General features: G+C 72.5%; 16 protein-coding genes. 9 read left to right on the top strand and 7 right to left on the bottom strand.

Annotated elements, in window-relative coordinates; translation table 11 throughout:
• The first annotated feature begins 93 nt into the window (after positions 1–93).
• The 3 genes from C0R66_RS01805 to C0R66_RS01795 all read left to right on the top strand — a co-directional run bounded on the left by C0R66_RS01805 (position 94) and on the right by C0R66_RS01795 (position 3053).
• Complete coding sequence (locus C0R66_RS01805; RefSeq protein WP_101523254.1) at positions 94–1260, top strand: cysteine peptidase family C39 domain-containing protein; 1167 nt, start codon at positions 94–96, stop codon at positions 1258–1260.
• Complete coding sequence (locus C0R66_RS01800; RefSeq protein WP_101523253.1) at positions 1260–2357, top strand: hypothetical protein; 1098 nt, start codon at positions 1260–1262, stop codon at positions 2355–2357. The genes C0R66_RS01805 and C0R66_RS01800 overlap by 1 nt, the downstream gene beginning before the upstream one ends.
• A gap of 63 nt (positions 2358–2420) precedes the next feature.
• A complete protein-coding gene (locus C0R66_RS01795) occupies positions 2421–3053 on the top strand; it encodes a DUF2461 domain-containing protein (RefSeq protein WP_101523252.1) in 633 nt (210 codons plus the stop codon).
• Here C0R66_RS01795 and C0R66_RS01790 read toward each other — a convergent pair.
• Together C0R66_RS01790 and C0R66_RS01785 are read right to left on the bottom strand one after the other, a co-directional pair.
• Positions 3031–5733, bottom strand: a complete 2703-nt coding sequence (locus C0R66_RS01790) for a beta-glucosidase (protein ID WP_101523251.1) — start codon at positions 5731–5733, stop codon at positions 3031–3033. The two genes, C0R66_RS01795 and C0R66_RS01790, sit on opposite strands and share 23 nt — an antisense overlap.
• A gap of 135 nt (positions 5734–5868) precedes the next feature.
• Entirely contained in the window at positions 5869–6324 is a 456-nt protein-coding gene (locus C0R66_RS01785) for an RrF2 family transcriptional regulator (protein ID WP_101523250.1), read from the bottom strand.
• A 297-nt stretch (positions 6325–6621) separates the two neighbouring features.
• Between C0R66_RS01785 and C0R66_RS01780 the strand changes: the two genes are divergently transcribed.
• A complete protein-coding gene (locus C0R66_RS01780) occupies positions 6622–8499 on the top strand; it encodes an acyl-CoA dehydrogenase (protein WP_101523249.1) in 1878 nt (625 codons plus the stop codon).
• An 84-nt stretch (positions 8500–8583) separates the two neighbouring features.
• Here C0R66_RS01780 and C0R66_RS01775 read toward each other — a convergent pair whose 3' ends face one another.
• On the bottom strand, positions 8584–8988 hold the full coding sequence (locus C0R66_RS01775; RefSeq protein WP_101523248.1) for a hypothetical protein: 405 nt from the start codon (positions 8986–8988) through the stop codon (positions 8584–8586).
• Between the two features lie 65 nt (positions 8989–9053).
• Between C0R66_RS01775 and C0R66_RS01770 the strand changes: the two genes are divergently transcribed.
• From C0R66_RS01770 to C0R66_RS01760, 3 genes are read left to right on the top strand one after another with little or no spacing between them, the layout of a single operon-like run.
• On the top strand, positions 9054–9386 hold the full coding sequence (locus tag C0R66_RS01770; RefSeq protein WP_101523247.1) for a hypothetical protein: 333 nt from the start codon (positions 9054–9056) through the stop codon (positions 9384–9386).
• A 1-nt stretch (position 9387) separates the two neighbouring features.
• Complete coding sequence (locus tag C0R66_RS01765; protein ID WP_101523246.1) at positions 9388–10107, top strand: hypothetical protein; 720 nt, start codon at positions 9388–9390, stop codon at positions 10105–10107.
• Positions 10104–10415 (top strand): hypothetical protein, encoded by a 312-nt coding sequence (locus C0R66_RS01760; RefSeq protein ID WP_101523245.1) that lies wholly within the window; start codon positions 10104–10106, stop codon positions 10413–10415. Before C0R66_RS01765 ends, C0R66_RS01760 begins: the two co-directional genes overlap by 4 nt.
• 19 nt (positions 10416–10434) lie before the next feature.
• On the opposite strand, the gene C0R66_RS01755 is transcribed toward C0R66_RS01760, so the two are convergent.
• Positions 10435–12183: an NHL domain-containing thioredoxin family protein gene (locus C0R66_RS01755; RefSeq protein ID WP_101523244.1), complete on the bottom strand. Its 1749-nt coding sequence runs from the start codon at positions 12181–12183 to the stop codon at positions 10435–10437.
• Positions 12184–12227: 44 nt separating this feature from the next.
• On the opposite strand from C0R66_RS01755, the gene C0R66_RS01750 reads away from it, so the two are divergent.
• Together C0R66_RS01750 and C0R66_RS01745 are read left to right on the top strand one after the other, a co-directional pair.
• Positions 12228–13082 (top strand): maleylpyruvate isomerase family mycothiol-dependent enzyme, encoded by an 855-nt coding sequence (locus tag C0R66_RS01750; protein WP_101523243.1) that lies wholly within the window; start codon positions 12228–12230, stop codon positions 13080–13082.
• A complete protein-coding gene (locus C0R66_RS01745) occupies positions 13079–14008 on the top strand; it encodes an oxidoreductase (RefSeq protein WP_101523242.1) in 930 nt (309 codons plus the stop codon). The genes C0R66_RS01750 and C0R66_RS01745 overlap by 4 nt, the downstream gene beginning before the upstream one ends.
• 4 nt (positions 14009–14012) lie before the next feature.
• Here the strand turns inward: C0R66_RS01745 and C0R66_RS01740 are convergent, their stop codons facing one another.
• From C0R66_RS01740 to C0R66_RS01730, 3 genes are all read right to left on the bottom strand, one after another.
• Complete coding sequence (locus tag C0R66_RS01740; RefSeq protein WP_101523241.1) at positions 14013–15620, bottom strand: SMP-30/gluconolactonase/LRE family protein; 1608 nt, start codon at positions 15618–15620, stop codon at positions 14013–14015.
• A 165-nt stretch (positions 15621–15785) separates the two neighbouring features.
• Complete coding sequence (locus tag C0R66_RS01735; RefSeq protein WP_101523240.1) at positions 15786–17051, bottom strand: fatty acid desaturase family protein; 1266 nt, start codon at positions 17049–17051, stop codon at positions 15786–15788.
• A 34-nt stretch (positions 17052–17085) separates the two neighbouring features.
• Positions 17086–18243 carry a ferredoxin reductase gene (locus C0R66_RS01730; protein WP_338418207.1) on the bottom strand — a complete coding sequence of 386 codons (1158 nt, stop codon included), beginning with the start codon at positions 18241–18243 and terminating at the stop codon, positions 17086–17088.
• Positions 18244–18304 lie beyond the last annotated feature (61 nt).

The raw sequence follows: 18304 nt of genomic DNA, 5'->3' as shown, positions 1-18304 counted from the left end.
GATACGTCTATCACCCTGGGACGGTTGCGACTGGAGTGACAGTCGGGAACAGTGGGGCGATGTAGCAGTCGTCCCCCACCCGAAGGCGCTCTCGTGGCTCGCTCCCCCTTTCACTCCCGACGCTGGCAGCTGGCGCTCTGCGGCCTGGCCCTGCTGCTCGCCGCGGCCCCCTTCGTGCCGCGCGACGACGAGCCCGCCGCCACAGCTGCCACCTCCGCGGCGGCGCCGAGCGCGAGCGCCCAGGCGGACTGGCGCACCCACGGCCGGATCACGCCCGCGATGCGGGTCGAGATCGACCGCGTCGTCCAGGCCGGCGCGCTCACCGGCCGCCGGTCCGCGGCGGCGGAGGCCGCCCGCTGCGCCGTCTTCGCCGGCGAGCGCTACTGCCTGGGCCTGGGCTGGACCACGGCCTCCCCGGCCGAGGTCGGCGACCGGCTGGCGTACGCCGCCCAGGACGCGGGTCGGCACGCACGCCAAGCCGCTGGCGGCAGGGTCGAGCGAACCGGCGACCTGGACGCCGCCGGCCTGCTGGAGCGCCGGCGTCGGATGACGCCGACGGAGCGCGCCGCGGCGGACCGCCGGGAGCTGGAGGCAGCGGCCCGCGCCGTGGACAAGGTGCGGCTGCTGCGCGCCGAGGTCCAGGGTCGCCCGCTGCCCGACGGGACGCTGGGGCGTCCGAAGAAGGCCCGCGAGCACGCCAGGCGCGCCTCGATCCTGACGAGTCGGCGGAGCCGGGAGCAGAACCAGGTCTACTGGTGCGGGCCGGCCACCGCCCAGTCCATCGCCTGGGGGTGGCGCAAGCGGCGCCAGGACCAGCGGGTGTGGGCGAAGCGCCTGGGCACCACCCGCGCCGGCACCGCGATCACCGACCTGGTGCGGGTGGTCAACAACAACACCGGCTACGACCGCAATGCCTACGCCGACGACTACGTCGTGCTCGACATCGACGACTTCACGTTCCGGCAGTGGTTCCGGCTGATGATGCGCCACATCGAGGACTACCGCGCGCCGGTGGTGCTGCACCCGGTGCTCGAGAAGCGGTTCTACCCCTATCTCGACGACGACGCCTCGGGGCACTTCCAGGTGGGCCGCGGCTTCCAGCGCACCGGCGACGGCGACCCCCAGCTGGGCTACTTCGAGCCGTGGAACCAGCAGCGCTTCGACCCCTCCGAGCCCTTCATCGCCCGCAACCAGTGGCACTCGGCCTACCAGCAGTACCGCGCCAACCGCGCCCACTTCCAGCACAACGTCGGGGTCTGATGCTCCCCCGGTACGCCGTCCGGCGCGCAGCGCCCTGGATCACCCTCCCCCTGGTCCTGGCGCTCGGGGCATGCACCCAGGACGCCGCCGACGACGCGCCCGGCGACCCGACCAGCGACTCCCCCAGCGACTCCCCCGAGTCCCCGGCTGCCGGCTCGAGCGCCCCGGCACCCCTGGACTGGCGTCCGACCGGGGAGGCGGCCACCGCGACCGTGGTGGTCAGCCAGGAGTGGCGAGCGGTGGTGTCCCCCGACGGCCGCCGGGCGACGTTGCGGCGCAACGTCGACCCCGGTGCCGAGGAGATCGTGGTCCCGGCGCCGCGCGGCCGCCGCATCTCCCAGGTGCTGCTGGACGAGGACCGCGCAGTGGTGGTCTCCCCGCCGGCGGCGGAGACCGGTCCGACCACGGGGACGGTCGTCGACCTCGGCACCGGAGACCGGACGCGGGTGCGCAGACCGGTGCCGGCCGCCGGCGGCGCGTGGGCGTCGTACGGCGACGAGCTGCGCTACCCCGCCATCGGCCCGCGGGGCGCCTACTGCCTGGCCCTGCTCGACCTGCCCTCCGGCCACGCGCAGCGAGACCACTGCGCCGGCAAGGGCGAGGGCTTCTCGCAGGTCACGATGTCGTCTGCCGGCACGGCGATGCTCACCTTCGACGACCGTCGTCCCACCTCGTGCCGCACCCCGGTGCTCCTGGTCGAGGGCCGGGCCGTCCCCATCGCGGAGGCAACCCCGTGCCGCGGCTGGGAGGCGGTGGCCACCGAGACCGGGGCGGTGTGGTCGGAGGTGCGCGACGAGCGCCAGGTGAGCCGGGGACACGTCCTGGCCCTGGACGACGGCACCGTGACCGAGCTGGGCGCCGGGGCGACCGGGACCCTGACCCCGTGCGGCAGCTCGGTCTACTTCGCCGCCGCCCCGGCCCGGGGCGAGCCGACCCGGGTGCTCGCCTGGCGGCCCGGCGGCGAGGTCCAGGTGGCCTACCGCTCGGGCGGCACCGGACGGGGCTTCGTCTCCGCGCTGGAGTGCGCGGGCGACGTCCTCAACCTGACCGTGCTCAGCGACGACGGCGACGAGCAGCTCTGGGCACCGGTGGAGTGACGCACCGCACCGGCCGGCCGCACTGGCTGGGTCCGGCGCCGCGTGCCTCACTAGGGTGACCGGGTGGAGTTCACCGGTTTTCCCGTCGCTGCCCTCGACTTCTACGACGACCTCGAGGTCGACAACACCCGGTCCTTCTGGGAGGCCCACAAGCATGTCTACAAGGAGGCTGTGGAGGCGCCGATGAAGGCGCTGATGGCGGCCCTTGAGCCGGAGTTCGGCGCCGCCAAGGTGTTCCGCCCCTACCGCGACGTGCGGTTCAGCAAGGACAAGACGCCGTACAAGACCCACCAGGGCGCGTTCGTCGCCGCCGGCCCGTCGACCGGCTGGTACTTCGAGCTCTCTCCGCGGGGCACCCGGGTGGGCGCCGGCTTCTACGACGCCAGCGGTCCCCGGCTCGCCGGGATCCGCGACGCGATGGCCGACGACCAGACCGGCCCCACGCTGCAGCGGCTGCTGAGGAAGTACGAGAAGAACGGGTGGGAGGTCGGCGGGGACCGCCTCAAGACCTCCCCGCGCGGCTACGACGCCGACCACCCCCGGATCGAGCTGCTGCGGCACAAGCAGCTCTTCGTGGGCCGGGACTACGGGTTCGAGGCGGACGCCCTGGGCCCGGAGCTGCTGGAGCGGGTGCGCGGGGACTGGCGCGAGCTGCGGCCCCTGGTGGCGTGGATCAGCTCCGCCGCCGCGGGGTGACCCGGAAGACGTCACTGCGCCGCAACTGCTCGGCCGATGGGCCGGTGAAGACCCGGACCCTGCCGGTCGGGGCGACCCACCGGCGACGCGCGTTGCTCCAGTGCTCCAGCACCCGCCGGTCGATCGCCACCCGCACCCGGGCCGTGCGCCCCGGACCCAGCCGGACCAGCTTGACACCGGCGAGCTGGCGGATCGGCGTGCTCACCCGGCCCGGCAGCCGCCCGACGTAGACGTGCACCGGCTCGGTCACCGCACGCCGGGACCGGTTGCGGACCCGGACCACGGCATAGCCGGTCTTTCCGCGCTTCACGTCCCTGGCGCGAACCGATTGATACCGGACCCTGGAGTAGGACAGGCCGTAGCCGAAGGGGAAGAGCGGGCGCTGCTTCTTGGCCAGGTAGCCGCGGTACCCCATCGCCCAGCGTTCGGGGTACCTGACTGTGGGCGCGAGCGCGCTGAAGTCCGCGACCGGGTTGGCTCCGGACACGATGCCCCCGACCTGCTCCTCGCTGGCCGGAAAGGTCAGCGGCAGGCGGCCGGTGAAGTTGGCGTCGCCGTAGAGCAGGGAGGCGAGAGCCGAGCCGCCGGCCTCCCCTGGGTACCACGACTGGACCACGGCCTCGACCCGGCGCAACCAGGGCATCAGCACCGGGCCCGAGGTGGCGGAGACGACCACGGTGCGCGGGTTCACCCGGGCGACCGCCCGTACGAGCGCGTCCTGACTCTGCGGCAGCGTCAGGGTGTAGCGGTCGGTGCCCTCGCCGACGTCGTCGCGCACCACCACCACGGCCGTGTCCACGGCGCGGGCCACCTCTACGGCCCGCTGCATCTGCGGGGTGGCGGCGTCGACCGGCGGAACCCAGCCGAACCGGATGGTGGGACCGGGGCGGTCCGTGACGGGGCAGCACTGGTTGGGCGCGTCGGCGGAGTAGTCGATCCGGACGTCGTAGCTCTGCCCGGCCGTGAGGTCGACGGGGACCCGCTGGACGTTCAGCGTGGTCCCCGGGTCGTTCAGCACGCGTTCGCCGCTCAGGTACAGGGTCGCGGCGCCCAGGTGCGTCAGGCTCAGCGTGTAGCGCCCGCTGGCGACCGGTCGCAGCGTCCCGGTCCAGCGCACGGAGCCCGGCTGCACCAGCAGCGGGGACGGCACCGGGCCCGGATCCAGCCGAGTGTGCTCGTCGAAGGTCTCGATGAGCGCGCTCAGGCCGGTGCGGATGTTGACCTGGGGGTCGGTCCGCTGGATGAACGGCTGGCCGGAGAAGTCCGGGTTCGCGAAGTACTGCGCGGTGAGCCCGGCCCCCGCGCCGCCACTGGGGGTGAGCACCGAGGACTGCACCGCCGGTGGGCCGGGAAGCACGTCGCCCAGCCGCATGGGGTCGGTTCCCTCGGCGTACACCACGGAGGCGCCCGCGGCCCGCCGCTGGAGCCCCTCGAGGATCGTGGTGAGCCTGGCGGGCTGCGGCACCTGGGGTGACCCGGTCCCGGTCAGGTACTCGTCGGCTCCGGAGCCGATCACCGCCAGGGACCGGGTCCTCTCGCTGCTCAGCGGAAGTACGCCGGAGTTCCTCAGCAGCACGCTGCCTCGTACGGCTGCGTCCCGGGCGATCTCCTCGCCCCTGGCAACCACAGGCTCGGTCAACGGCTGCGGTGGCTCGATGGCGCCCCCGGTGGTCCCCGGGGCCCGGCGGTCGAAGAGACCCTGCGCGAACATCGTGCGCAGGATCCGGTGGACCATGTCCTCGAAGCGGGCCTTGGGGATGGCGCCGGTGCGCACCTGGTCGAGCAGCGCCGGTCCGACCCACGGCGCGCCGGCGACGTCGGTGCCTGCCTCGAACATGCTCCAGCTGTGCCCGGCGTTGACGTCGGTGGAGACGAAGCCGGGCCAGCCCCACTCCCGCTTGAGGATCCGGGTCAGCAGCCGGCGGGACTCACAGGCGTACTCGCCGTTGATCTTGGGGAAGGCGCACATCACGGCCCCTGGCCGGGCGGCGCGCGCCGCGATCGCCCAGTTGCGCAGGTAGGTGCCACGCATCGTGGCCTGGTCGATGACGTTGTCCAGCTGGGCCCGGCCGGTCTCCTGGTTGTAGACCCCGAAGTGCTTGACGAGGGCGTAGACGCCCTCGACGGACTGGACGCCCCGGATCTCGGAGGCACCCAGGATGCCGCTGAGGATCGGGTCCTCGCCGAAGGTCTCCCAGGTGCGGCCCCAGAACGGGGAGCGCACCACGTCCATCGTCGGCGCGGCGTTGCCGTCGTAGCCGAAGGCGAAGGCCTCGGTGGAGGTCTGCCGGCCCCACTGCCGCGCCAGCCTGCGGTTCCGGGAGGAGGCCAGCGCCAGCGCCGAGGGCATCGCGGTGGCCGGCAGCTCGCTCTGGTGCACCCCGGACGTCCCGTCGATCTCGTGCCGCGGCGGGATGCCGAGCGCGGGCACGGTGACCTCGCCGTTGACGTTGAACAGCGCGACCTTCTGCTCCAGCGTCATCACCCGGGACAGCAGGTCGGCCCGCCGGTCCGGGGACAGCGACGCGTTCATCCACGGCTCGTCCGCGGCGGACGATGGTCCGGGGATGCCCAGCACGCCGACCAGCAGCGCGGCACCGAGGGCACCGGCCGCGGTGCGCCACCGGCGGGTGCGTCGTACGCCGAGGGCGCGCATAGCAGGTCGCGGAATGGCGGACATGGAGGTTCCCAACGTGGAAGGGCTACCTCGGCAGCGTGCGTCGCCGACTGCTCCCTGCCCAGAGTCCAATGACCCTGCCGCCGTCCAATGACCCTGCCGCGGTTGCCCCCAGCCGGGGGACGGCTCAGTGTCGGACTAGTGCGGCTGCCAGGCGTCTTCGTCGGAGGTGCGGGAGGTGACCTCCTCGGGCAGCGTGCCCGACGCGAGCGCCGCGATCGAGACCTGCTCGAAGACGTCGCGCAGCGAGTGCCGGGCCGCGATCCACACGTGCTGGAGCACGGCGGCCTTCTCGTTGTAGGAGACGGCCTCGGGCCGCAGACCGTAGACGGAGACCAGCGGCCCGTCGACGGCGCGGATCACGTCGGCCACCGAGACCTCCTCGGCGGCGCGCGCCATCCGCCAGCCACCGGACTGCCCCCGCTGGGAGACCACGACACCCGCCCGCCGCAGGTCGGCCAGGATCGCCTGGAGGAACCCGTGCGGGATCTCCTGGCGGCGACCCAGCTCCTCGGCGCTGACCGGGCCCTCGTTGCTGCGTGCCAGCTCGATCAGCGCTCGCAGGGCGTAATCGGACTTGGCAGAGACTCGCATGAGCCCAGTTTGTCAGACGAGTCGACCGAACTAGTGCACTTGGGTCTTCTCCGCAGCGACATCGCGGAAAAAGGTAGGATTGCGCCTCGTTGCATAGATCACTGGCACGTCTGCTTGCGCGACAGGCGGGCGGCAAGGCACCATTAGGGTTACTGGCGGGTAGCACGCGCGTGCTACGCGCCAGTCACGTGCGTAGGCCGACAGGTCCTGGCCTGTCTACCCGCACCGACACGATCCGAAACGCAAGGACTGGTCTTCCGTCCGGAACCGGTCACTCCGAAACAGACAGGTGGGTCCGTGAGCCACTACAAGAGCAACCTGCGCGACATCGAGTTCAACCTCTTCGAGGTCTTCGGTCGCGACGAGGTCCTGGGCCAGGGTCCGTTCGCCGAGGTGGACGCCGACACCGCCCGCGAGGTGCTGGCCGAGGTCGACCGCCTCGCTCGCGAGGAGATCGCCGCGTCCTACGAGGACAGCGACCGCAACCCGCCGGTCTTCGACCCCAAGACCCACACCGCCCCTGTGCCGGAGTCGTTCAAGAAGAGCTACCGGGCCTGGATCGACGCCGAGTTCTGGCGTCTCCAGATCCGTGAGGAGCTCGGCGGCACCCCCGCCCCCTCCAGCCTCAACTGGGCGATGTGCGAGATGGTGCTCGGCTCCAACGCTCCGGTCCACATGTACGCCGCCGGCGCCCCGTTCGCGGGCGTCGTCTACGCCAACGGCAACGAGCGCGACCAGCGCGTCGCCCAGATCATGGTCGAGCGCGAGTGGGGCTGCACCATGGTGCTCACCGAGCCCGACGCCGGCTCCGACGTGGGCGCGGGCCGCTCCAAGGCCACCCCCAACGAGGACGGCTCCTGGAACATCACCGGGGTCAAGCGCTTCATCACCTCGGCCGAGTCCGACCTCAACGAGAACATCATGCACCTGGTGCTCGCCCGCCCCGAGGGCGTCGAGGGCGTCGGCGGCCCGGGCACCAAGGGCCTCTCGCTCTTCTGGATGCCCAAGCACCACTTCGACCACGAGACCGGCGAGCTGACCGGCGAGCGCAACGGCGTCTACGTCACCAACGTCGAGCACAAGATGGGCATCAAGGTCTCCAACACCTGCGAGGTCACCTTCGGCGACCCGCAGGTCGGCGGCGGCGAGCCCGCGAAGGGCTGGCTGCTCGGCGAGGTGCACAACGGCATCGCGCAGATGTTCGACGTCATCGAGAACGCCCGGATGATGGTGGGCACCAAGGCCATCGCGACCCTGTCCACCGGCTACCTCAACGCGCTGGAGTACGCCAAGGAGCGCGTCCAGGGCGCCGACCTCACCCAGTCGGCCGACAAGACCGCCCCCCGCGTCACGATCACCCACCACCCCGACGTACGTCGCTCGCTGATGGTGCAGAAGTCGTTCGCCGAGGCCATGCGCGCCCTGGTGATCTACACCGCCACCTGGCAGGACCAGATCATGATCGCCGAGCACAACGGCGAGCACGACAAGCTCGCCGCGGCGGTCAACGACCTGCTGCTCCCGATCGTCAAGGGCTACGGCTCCGAGCGCTCGTGGGTGCTGCTGGGCACCGAGTCGCTGCAGATCTTCGGCGGCTCCGGCTTCCTCCAGGAGTACCCCGTCGAGCAGTACGTCCGCGACGCCAAGATCGACACCCTCTACGAGGGCACCACGGCGATCCAGGGCCAGGACTTCTTCTTCCGCAAGATCGTCAAGGACCAGGGTCGCGCGCTGGGCCACCTGGCCGGCGAGATCGAGAGCTTCATCAAGTCCGAGGCCGGCAACGGCCGCCTGAAGAACGAGCGCGCCCTGCTGGCCACCGCGCTCGCGGACGCCAACGCCATCGTCGGCCACATGATCAACGACCTGATGTCGGCCGACGCCTCCGCCGAGGGCGGCGACCTGCGCAACATCTACAAGGTGGGCCTCAACACCACCCGCCTGCTGATGGTGCTGGGCGACGTCGTCTGCGCCTGGCTGCTGCTGCGCCAGGCCGAGGTGGCGCTGGCCAAGCTCGGCGGCGACGTCAAGCCGTCGGACAAGGCGTTCTACGAGGGCAAGGTCGCGGCGGCGCAGTTCTTCGTCACCACCAACCTGCCCCGGCTCACCGCCGAGCGCGCCATCGCCGAGAGCATCGACCTCTCGCTGATGGACCTCGACGAGGCCGCGTTCTGATCGGCGCCAGACACTGAAGGGCCGCACCCCGAGGGGGTGCGGCCCTTCGTCGTTCCAGGCCCTGGCTCCTCGGCGCGGCGCCGTTCAGCGCGCGGGGAGCCGGGCGAAACGTCCGCTCTCCCGGACCAGGGCCCCGCAGGCGAGCAGGGGGAGCAGGGCGAAGGCGATCCACGGCAGCTCGCCGCGGGCGACGCCCGCGACCGTGAGGACCAGGCCGCCCACGGCCAGGCCGCGGAAGAACCGCGCGATCACCACGCCGGCCTCGGGACCGTCCCCCCACCGCAGCGGGACCAGGGCCATGGTCCCGAGGGCGGCCGCGACCAGGCCGACCGACAACGGGATGAAGACGCCCAGCAGGTCCGCGGGCTCGTCGAGGCGGAAGAGGAAGAATACGGCCAGAGCGAGCAGCCCGGCACCCACCAGGGCGCCCACCAGCCCACCGCGCAGCACGGCTCCGCGGTCTGGCAGCTGGTCGTTCGAGGTTTCCATCGCTCATCCTGGGGTAGTTTCGGGGCGGCGCGGCACAGTCGCCAGCGCTGTGGGAGGGGGACGCCGTGGGTTTCAAGGTCCGTCCGGGCCGGGTGAAGCAGTTCGCCCGAGAGTTCATCATGCTGGAGGCAGCCTGCCAAGGGGCTGTCACCTACGCCGCACACACCAAGCCCGACGCGTCGGGCGGCTCCGCCTTCGTGCGGCTGCTCAACTCCACCAGCGAGGTGCGCCCCGCGGTGCAGGAGCTCTTCGCCCACCTCGCCCAGGTGTGCGACAAGTCGGCGGACGAGCTGCTGGCCACCGCCCGTCACTACGAGGACACGGACACCGAGCGGGCGGCCGAGGCCGACGCCCAGCTCCACTCGATGGCATCCACCCGGATCCCGAAGGTGGGCTGACATGGACGACCCGAGCAAGCTGCTGACCGCCCCCCAGGCCGAGCCGCTGATCCCGGCGGCGCTGGACCAGTACCTGCACATCGGCGACCTCATCTCCCTGGGCCACTGGGCCATGGTCGCCATCGACAAGATGGGCGGGCCCAACATCCCCCAGGAGGTCGGCGAGTGGTTCGCCGGCGACTGGAGCGAGGTCTCGCGGTCGGCCGACGCCCTCCGCAAGCTGGGCCAGTTCTGCGACGAGGCGGCCCACGGGGTCACCACCGACCTGGACACGCTCCGCGTCACCTGGGACGGACAGGCTGCGGCCTCGGCGTCGACGTACTTCACCGACCTCGCCGCCCGCCTCACCGAGCAGAAGGCGAACTTCGAGGACATCGCCTCCCAGTACGACCAGACCGCCTTCGGGGTCAAGGAGATGGCCAACGCCGTGGGAGGACTCGTGGAGAGCCTTGCCGACTGGGCGATCGCCGCCGGCATCAGCCTGGCCGCCGCGGCGGCCAGCTCCTGGACGATCGTCGGAGGGATCGCCGGTGCCAGCGGCGCCGGCTACTCGATCTACAAGGGCGCCCAGGTGATCAAGGAGCTGCTCGAGATCCGGGCGAAGGTGTGGCTCGCCTGCGAGGCGCTGCTCGGCCTGATCGCCGGTTCCCTGGCGTCGGTCAAGGGGTTCAGCACCGTCGACCTCCCCGGCGCCTACAACAACACGCAGGTGCCCGGGTGAGTGAGGAGGAGGAGCCGAGGCCGCTGCTCCCCACGCTGGCGGCGAACAGCAAGCTCGACGCGATGCTCCGTGAGTCCCTGCGGACCCTGCGCGACCATGCCGAGGACGAGGCGGTGCGCCGACGGATCGACGCCGTGCTGCGTGGCGAGGAGTCGTTGCGAACGCTGGCGCGCGACGACGAGTTCGGGGCGTTCGTCGCCCCCCTGGCCTCGCGCGGCTACGGCACCTGGGATGCCATGGACCCTGACCAGCGCGAGCGGCTCGTGGAGTCCGCCCGCGAGGAGCTCGACCCCTGGCGCGAGGCCTGACCTCCCGGCTGCCGGGTCTTCACCTGCCCTCACCGACCCCGGTGCCGCCCAGGGGCAGCCTCAGCACGGCCTCCCCGTCGGCGCTGACCCGCACCGGCACGCCCCAGTCCTGCTGGTGCACGTGGCAGGCCGCGCCCTCGCCCAGCACGTCGTCACAGGAGGCAGCGCGGGCCGCGAGGTGCAGCACGCCCTCGCCGACGCTCGGGTCCAGCTCGAGGGTGCGCCGCAGGTCGGTGCCGCGTCCTTCACCGCTGCGCAGCAGCGCGGCCGGGGTGGCGGTCACCATCAGCTGGGTGGCCGGGCCGTAGCGGTCGTCCACCTTCTGCCCCGGCGGCGGCGTGAACGCCACGTCCAGCACCAGCGACGCCGCCACCTCGGTGACCGGGCGCTGGGTGCGGTGGCTGAAGTCGGCGGCCTTGGCCGAGGCGCCGAGCGCGACCCGGGTGAGGCGGTGCGCGCCCGACTCCACGACCACCAGGTGCTCGCCGTCGACGTACGCCCCGCTGGGCTCGGCCAGGCCGGTGGCCAGCGTGGTGAGCTCGCCGTCCTCGGGTGAGAACCGGCGTACGGCGCCGTTGTAGGTGTCGCAGACCGCGACCGAGCCGTCGGGCAGGGCGGTCACTCCCAACGGGTGCTGGAGCAGCGCCTGGTCGCTCGCGCCGTCTCGGAAGCCGAAGTCGAAGAGTCCGGTCCCCACCGCGGTGTGCACCTCCCCGTCGGCCACCCAGCGCAGCGCCGAGACCTCGCTGTCGGCCAACCACAGCCGCTCCCCCGCCACCGCGAGGCCGCTGGTCTGCGCCAGCCATGCCTGGTCGGCCGGTCCGTCGCGCAGTCCCTCGTTGGTGGTGCCGGCCGCCACGGCGACGGAGCCGGTGCGCGGGTCGAAGGTCCACAGCTGGTGGATCCCGGCCATTGCCACCCAGACCGCCCCCTCCCACCAGGCGACGTCCCAGGGGCTGGAGAGCCTGCTGGTGTCGTCGCCGGGCATCCACTGCTCGCCGTCGCCGGCCAGCACCCGGACCTCGCCGGTGGCCAGGGTGATGCCGGCCAGCTGGTGGTGCCGGGTGTCGGCCACCACCACGTCGTAGCCCACCTCGGCGGCCACCTCGCCGGGCAGCAGGCACAGGCCGTTGGGCTCGGCGAAGCCGGCGAACCGGCGCAGCACCGGCCCCTCCGGGCCGGCCAGCTCGACCACCTCGTGGTGCCCGGCGTCCGCGACCAGCACCCCGCCACCGGGCAGCGGCACCGCCTTGGCCGGGAACCGCAGGTCGCTCGGCTCCACCACCGGCGGGACGTACGGCGAGTCGCCGGGCTGCAGGGTGCCGCGCTCGCGGTGCTCGGGCACCAGCTCGCCGAGCAGCCGGTCGATGGCGTGCACGTGCCCCTCCCCGGCGTACTGGGCGACCACGTAGCCCTCGGGGTCGACCAGCACCAGCGTGGGCCAGGCCCGCGCGGTGTAGGCCGACCAGGTGGTGAGCTCCGGGTCGTCCAGCACGGGGTGGTGCACGTCGTAGCGCTCCACGGCGGCGACCAGCGCGTCCGGGTCGGCCTCGTGCACGAACTTGGGCGAGTGCACGCCGACCACCACCAGCTCCTCGGCGTACCGCTCCTCCAGGGGCCGCAGCTCGTCGATCACGTGCAGGCAGTTGACGCAGCAGAAGGTCCAGAAGTCCAGGAGCACGAAGCGCCCCCGGAGATCGGCCAGGGACAGGGGACCGGAGGTGTTGAGCCACCCGCGTCCGGTCAGCTCGGGAGCACGAACACGCATGCAGCCATTCTCCCCGCACCCACCCAGACCCTAGGCTGCGGGCCATGACCGAGCAGCGCGAGACGACCACGGCCACCACCGACGAGGCGTCCCGAGAGCTCGCCGCCGCGGTGACGACCTGGTGGCAGGCCGTCAACGACTTCACCACGCTGCTGGAGGAGCTGGACGACGACGACTGGGCGCGCCCCACCGACCTGCCCGGCTGGGACGTGCACGCGGTCGCCGCACACACCGCGCACCTGGAGTCGCTGCTGGTGGGCACCCCGCACGCCGAGGTCGAGCTCGTCGAGAGCGGGCACCTGAAGAGCCCGATGGGCACCTTCACCGAGCAGGGCGTGGTGGCCCGGCGCGACGCCTCCCCGGACCAGCTGATCAACGAGATCCGCGAGTCCGCCACCAGCCGCAACACCGCGCTCCTCGCCGACCCGCCCCGCGACCCGGACGCGGTCGCACCGGGCCTCTTCGGCGCCATCGGCTGGTCCACCCGCACCCTGCTGCGCAACCGTCCCCTGGACGTGTGGATGCACGAGCAGGACGTGCGCCGGGCGGTCGGGCGCCCCGGCAACCTCGACTCCCCCGCGGCCCGGCACTCGGCCGAGTACCTCGCCGAGAGCCTGGGCTTCGTGCTCGCCAAGAAGGTGCGCGCGCCGGTCGGCACCACGGTCGCGCTGGAGGTCGCCGGGCTGCCCCGCCGTGTGGCCTGCGTCGCTCCCGACGGCCGCGGCCGGCTGCTCGCCGAGACGGCGTCGGACGAGATCGACGCCACCATCCACTGCGACCTGGAGTCCTTCCTGCTGCTGGCCGGCGGCCGGCGCCGTCCCGAGCCCGGCCTGGTGCGGGTCGGCGGCGACACCGACCTGGGCCTGCGCGTGGTGGAGTCCCTGGCGGTCACCCCGTGACCGAGCCGTGGTCGCCGGCCGAGATCGGCGACCTGACCGGACGCACCGCCCTGGTCACCGGCCCCAGCCTCGGCGGCCTGGGACACCACACCGCCCTGGAGCTGGCCCGGCACGGCGCCCGGGTGGTGCTGGCGGGCCGCACCCGGGCCAAGCTCGAGGAGACCGCCCAGGCGATCCGGGCCGAGGTGCCCGCGGCCGCCCTGGAGAAGCTGGTGGTCGACCTGGCGTCGCTGGACTCGGTACGCCGGGCAGGGCAGGACGCCGCGGCGTACGGGCCGCTGCACCTGCTGGTCAACAACGCCGGGGTGATGGCGCCCGCCTACCAGCGGACCGTGGACGGCCTGGAGCTGCAGATGGCGACCAACCACTTCGGGCCGTTCCTGCTCACCGGGCTGCTGCTGCCGCAGCTGACCGAGAGCGGCGAGGGACGGGTGGTCACGGTGAGCTCGCAGATGCACCGCCGGGCCCGGACCGCGCCGCTGGACGACCCGCGCACGCCCCGGGGCAGCTACAAGCGCTGGCCGGAGTACGCCGAGTCCAAGCTGGCCAACCTGCTCTTCACCTTCGAGCTGGACCGGCGAGCCCGGTCCCGGGGACTCCCGGTCAGGGCGCTGGCCGCGCACCCCGGCATCTCCGGCACCCACCTGGTCGCCAACGGTCGCACCGGCCGCTCCGCCGGCGGCCTCGCCTCGATCCTCGACGCGGCTACCAAGGCGGTCTCCCAGTCCGCCGAGCGCGGCGCCTGGCCGGTGCTGATGGCCGCGACCGCCGACCTGCCCGGCGGGTCCTACTGCGGGCCCGGTGGCTTCGGGCAGCTGTCCGGGCCGCCCCGCCTGGTGGGCAGCACCCCGCTGGCCCGGGACGAGATGGCGCAGCGCCGCCTCTGGGAGATCAGCGAGCAGACGGTGGGCCTGACCTACCCCTGACCGGTCAGTCCTCGCTCTTCCGCTGGTAGTCCCGCACCCGCACCAGCCCGCCCAGCGTGCCGACGTACGCCGACCCGTCGGCACCGAGGACGAGCCCGCTGTGGTGGTTGTCGTGCAGCGCCCCGGTCCCCGACCGCACCGAGAAGGCGGTGTGGCCGGAGTGCACGTCGATCGCGGTCAGGTACCACGCGGCGACGCCCCACAGGTTGGGCCGCTTGGTCCAGGTGTAGAGCAGCCCGTTGGCCCAGGAGACCACCGGCACCGCCGAGGGCGCGACCGAGTCGTTGGTCCACACCACCCGGCACTGGCCGTCGCGCTCGTCGACCCGGGCCAGACCGGGCGACGTGCCGAAGCCCAGCGCCGTGGAGAGCGGCGAGTCGTAGTCGTGGTTGTTCTCCACCACCACACCGGATCCGACCGAGACCAGGGAGGTGTCGGTGGCGCTCTCGCCGCCGTCGAAGACCGCTGAGTGGCAGACCTCGGTGCCGGTGCCGCGGTCCAGGAAGACCACCCGCATCCGGGGCTCGGCGTTGTCCGCGATCGCCACCAGGTTGCCGTCGACCAGGGTGGGCGTGGTGCCGCTGCCCTGGCTGGGCTGACCCGCCTTGCGCTCCACGCCGCGGTCGTACTCGGTGCGCCAGGTGACCACCGGCGCGCCCGCGGCGTCGACGGCCAACCGGTAGAGCGCCCGGTCGGTGACCAGGAAGACCCCGCCGGTCTCGTCGACGGCGAAGGAGTTGCTCACCGCCTCACCGAGCTCCAGCACCTGCACGGTGCCGGCCACCGGGTCCACGACGCCGACCCGCCCCGCCTGGGAGCTCCACCAGATCCGTCCGGTCCAGTCCGGCAGCGCGGCCACCAGGCAGTCGTCGGCGGGCACCAGGTCCTCCAGGCTCCACGACTCGTCGACGGTGAGGTCGGGCTCGTCGTCGGCGTCCGCGGTGCCGATCGCCTGGATCTTGCGGTCGGCGGTGATGACCACGGCGCGGTCGCCGTTGTCGAGGTAGAAGTAGCTCCCCCCGCAGACGTCGTGGCCCTCCGGGCCCTCGTCCTTGCCGGCGGGCAGTCGCTTGGTCGCCAGCGGACGCAGCTTCTCCGGATCCAGCACCCGCAGCACCGGGCCCTTGCGGTCGCGGCACAGGCCGACCATCCGGCCGCGACTGTCGAAGGCCAGCGAGGCGCACTGCTCCAGCCCGTAGGAGCCGGTCTCCACCCCGGGCCGGTCCCCCAGCGGGCCCGGCCCCTGGACGGCGTCGGTGTTCCAGGCGTCCTTGTGCAGGGAGCTGGTGCCGTTGGCCGCCAGCCACGGGTGCTGGGGCGGGACCTCGGCGGCCACGGGCCGGGCCGAGACCTGGCGGCCGTCGTACGCCGGGGTCACCAGGGAGCCGCCCGCGGAGGGGATGGGCAGCCGGCCGTCGGGGATCAGCACCACCAGCAGCGCCAGCACGGCCAGCGCCGCGACCCCGATGCCGGCGCCCCGCCAGGTGGGCCGAGGGCGCGGGACCCGCTCCCGGATCCGGGGCACCGCGAGCAGCGCGGCGGCCAGGAAGAAGGTCCAGGGGCCTACGGCGAGGTAGACCAGCGCGAAGAGCGCCAGCAGCAGCCAGCCCACGTCTCAGCGACCGCGGGCCGCGAGGACGGACGCGACTCGAGCGGAGGTACGCCGGGGGAAGGCGGGGGAAGGCATGGCCGCAAGGGTAGTTGCTCACCATGCCGAGATCCCCGCCGGTGACGCCCGAGTCGGGCACCTTCCGGCGGGGATCAGGGCGAGCAGGCCTCAGGCCGCGGTGCGCTCCGGGGCCGGGGCGGCCTGGCCGGGCTGACGCCGGCGCGCCTCCTGCAGGAGGCGGGCCTGGATGGCGCGGCGCACCTTGGGGCCGCCAGTGGTCATCTTGTAGAGCTTGGTCAGCTGGCCGGGCAGGTTCTTGGGAGTGGTGGAGGCCAGGAACCCGTTGGGCAGGCTGAGGCGGACCACCTTGTGCCAGGCGCTGTAGACCTGCTGGGGCAGCGGGCGCTCCAGGTAGGTCAGGTCGTACTTGTCGAAGAGCGCCTTCACCTGCGGGGCGACCTCCTTGTAGCGGTTGCTCGGCAGGTCGGGGAACAGGTGGTGCTCGATCTGGTGGCTCAGGTTGCCGGTCATGATGTGCATGGCCTCGGACCCGGAGATGTTGGCGCTGCCCAGCATCTGGCGCAGGTACCACTCGCCGCGGGTCTCCTTATCCGGGATGGCGTCGCGCTCGAAGGTCTCGACGCCCTCGGGGAAGTGCCCGCACATGATCACCGAGTGCGACCACAGGTTGCGCACCAGGTTGGCGGTGAAGTTGGCCGCCAGGGTCGGCAGGAACGACCCGGTCGGGATCGACAGCGCGGGGTGGACGACGTAGTCCTTGGTCATCTGCTGGCGGATCTTGCGCAGGGTGTTGGCGGCGCGGCGCTTGAACTCCGGGCTGCGCTTGTCCTTGGGCTTGGAGAGGTTCTTGCCGAGCTCGAGGTCGTAGGCGGCGATGCCGTACTCGAAGAAGCAGGCGTTGATGAAGTTCCACAGCGGCTGGCCCAGGTGCATCGGGTACCACTTCTGGTCCTCGTCGACGCGCATGATGCCGTAGCCGAGGTCGTTGTCCTTGCCGACGATGTTGGTGTAGGTGTGGTGCACCTCGTTGTGGCTGTGCTTCCAGCCCTCGGCGGTCGAGGCGTTGTCCCACTCCCAGGTCGAGGAGTGGATCTTCGGGTCGCGCATCCAGTCCCACTGGCCGTGCATGACGTTGTGGCCGACCTCCATGTTCTCGAGGATCTTGGCCACGCTCAGCCCGGCGGTGCCGACCAGCCAGGCCGGGGGCAGCGACGAGAAGAGCAGCACGGCGCGGCTGCCGAGCTCGAGGTAGCGCTGGGTCTTCACCATGCCCCGGATGTACGCCGCGTCGCTGGCGCCGCGGTCGTCGATCACGCTCTGCCGGATGCGGTCGAGCTCGCGCCCGAGCTCCTCGATGTCCTCCGGGGAGAGGTGGGCGGTCGGGTTCTCGGCCTTCTTGGTGATGGCGGTCATGGCGACTCCTTGCAGGTCGGTCGAGTGGGAACGGTCAGTGGTCGATGCGGCAGGCGCCGGCGGCGGCGCTGATGCAGGTCTGGATCTTGATGCCCCCGGGGTCGGTCTCGCCGGGGATGGCGGTGGTCACCTCGCCGTTGCGCAGGTCGCGCACCGAGCCCTCCTTGAGCGGCAGCACGCAGCCCATGCAGATGCCCATCCGGCAGCCGCTGGGCATCAGCAGCCCGGCGTCCTCGGCGGCGTCGAGGATCGGCGTCGCGCCGTCCGCCTCGACCTCGCGGTCGGACTGCTCGAACGAGACGGTGCCCCCCTCCCCGGCGGCGACCCGGGTGGTGCGGAACTGCTCGATGATCAGCGCCAGCCCGGCGGCCTCGTGGTGCGAGCCCAGCGCGTCCAGCAGCCCGGCGGGCCCGCACGCCAGGGTGGTGCGGGCGGAGAGGTCGGGCACCAGCGAGGAGAGCTCCGCGACGTCGAGCACGCCGTGCACGTCGTCGTAGCGCGGCACCAGGTGGATCAGCCCGGCCTCGTGCAGCGCCTTGAGGTCGCGCAGGAAGATGGAGTCGGGCTCGCTGGGCGCGACGTGCACCACGGTGATGTCGAACGGTTCGCTGCGCGCCAGCCGGACGACGCCGGCGTCGGCGACCGGGAAGAGGTTGCGCAGCATCCCGATCACCGGGGTGACCCCGGAGCCGGCGGTGACGAAGAGGAACTTGCCGCCCTCGGGAGGAAGCACGAACTCACCCGTCGCCTGCTCCAGGTGGACCAGGGTGCCGGGCGCCGCGGCGCGGACCAGGTGGCTGGAGACGATGCCGTCCGGCACGGCCTTGACCGTGATGGAGATCAGGCCGTCGGCGCGCGGGCCGTGGGTGAGCGAGTAGGCCCGCCAGTGGCGCACCCCGTCGACGTCGATCCCGACGCGGGTGTACTGGCCGGGCACGTGACCGGCCCAGTCGGCACCCGGCTGGATCAGGATGGTGGCCGCGTCGGCGGTCTCGGGATGCACGGCCACTATGCGGCCGCGCAGCTCGGCGCCCGAGCGCAGGGGCGCGAAGAGGTCCAGGTAGTCGGCGGGGAGCAGCGGCGTGGTGGCCGCCTCCACCAGCCGGATGGCGCGGTCCCGCAACCGGGTGGCGCCGCGACGGCGCCCCGCAGCCCTCGGGCTGGGGTTGGGTTGGTTCAGCAACATGGCCATGCACCCATCATGACTGGTCCCGGGGGGTAGATTCCTGACCACCACACGTGAAGATACACAT

This window comes from Nocardioides houyundeii (assembly GCF_002865585.1).
GTDB classification, from domain to species: Bacteria; Actinomycetota; Actinomycetes; order Propionibacteriales; family Nocardioidaceae; genus Nocardioides; species Nocardioides houyundeii.
Note: the sequence above shows the minus strand (reverse complement) of the source record. Positions and strands in the feature narration are given on the sequence as shown.

Excerpts from the sequence above, each read along its gene's own strand:
- C0R66_RS01755 (WP_101523244.1), bottom strand. The coding sequence starts at position 12,183 with ATGCGTGTTCGTGCTCCCGAGCTGACCGGACGCGGGTGGCTCAACACC.
- C0R66_RS01800 (WP_101523253.1), top strand. The coding sequence starts at position 1,260 with ATGCTCCCCCGGTACGCCGTCCGGCGCGCAGCGCCCTGGATCACCCTC.
- C0R66_RS01750 (WP_101523243.1), top strand. The coding sequence starts at position 12,228 with ATGACCGAGCAGCGCGAGACGACCACGGCCACCACCGACGAGGCGTCC.
- C0R66_RS01775 (WP_101523248.1), bottom strand. The coding sequence starts at position 8,988 with ATGGAAACCTCGAACGACCAGCTGCCAGACCGCGGAGCCGTGCTGCGC.
- C0R66_RS01790 (WP_101523251.1), bottom strand. The coding sequence starts at position 5,733 with ATGTCCGCCATTCCGCGACCTGCTATGCGCGCCCTCGGCGTACGACGC.
- C0R66_RS01730 (WP_338418207.1), bottom strand. The coding sequence starts at position 18,243 with ATGGCCATGTTGCTGAACCAACCCAACCCCAGCCCGAGGGCTGCGGGG.
- C0R66_RS01785 (WP_101523250.1), bottom strand. The coding sequence starts at position 6,324 with ATGCGAGTCTCTGCCAAGTCCGATTACGCCCTGCGAGCGCTGATCGAG.
- C0R66_RS01735 (WP_101523240.1), bottom strand. The coding sequence starts at position 17,051 with ATGACCGCCATCACCAAGAAGGCCGAGAACCCGACCGCCCACCTCTCC.
- C0R66_RS01765 (WP_101523246.1), top strand. The coding sequence starts at position 9,388 with ATGGACGACCCGAGCAAGCTGCTGACCGCCCCCCAGGCCGAGCCGCTG.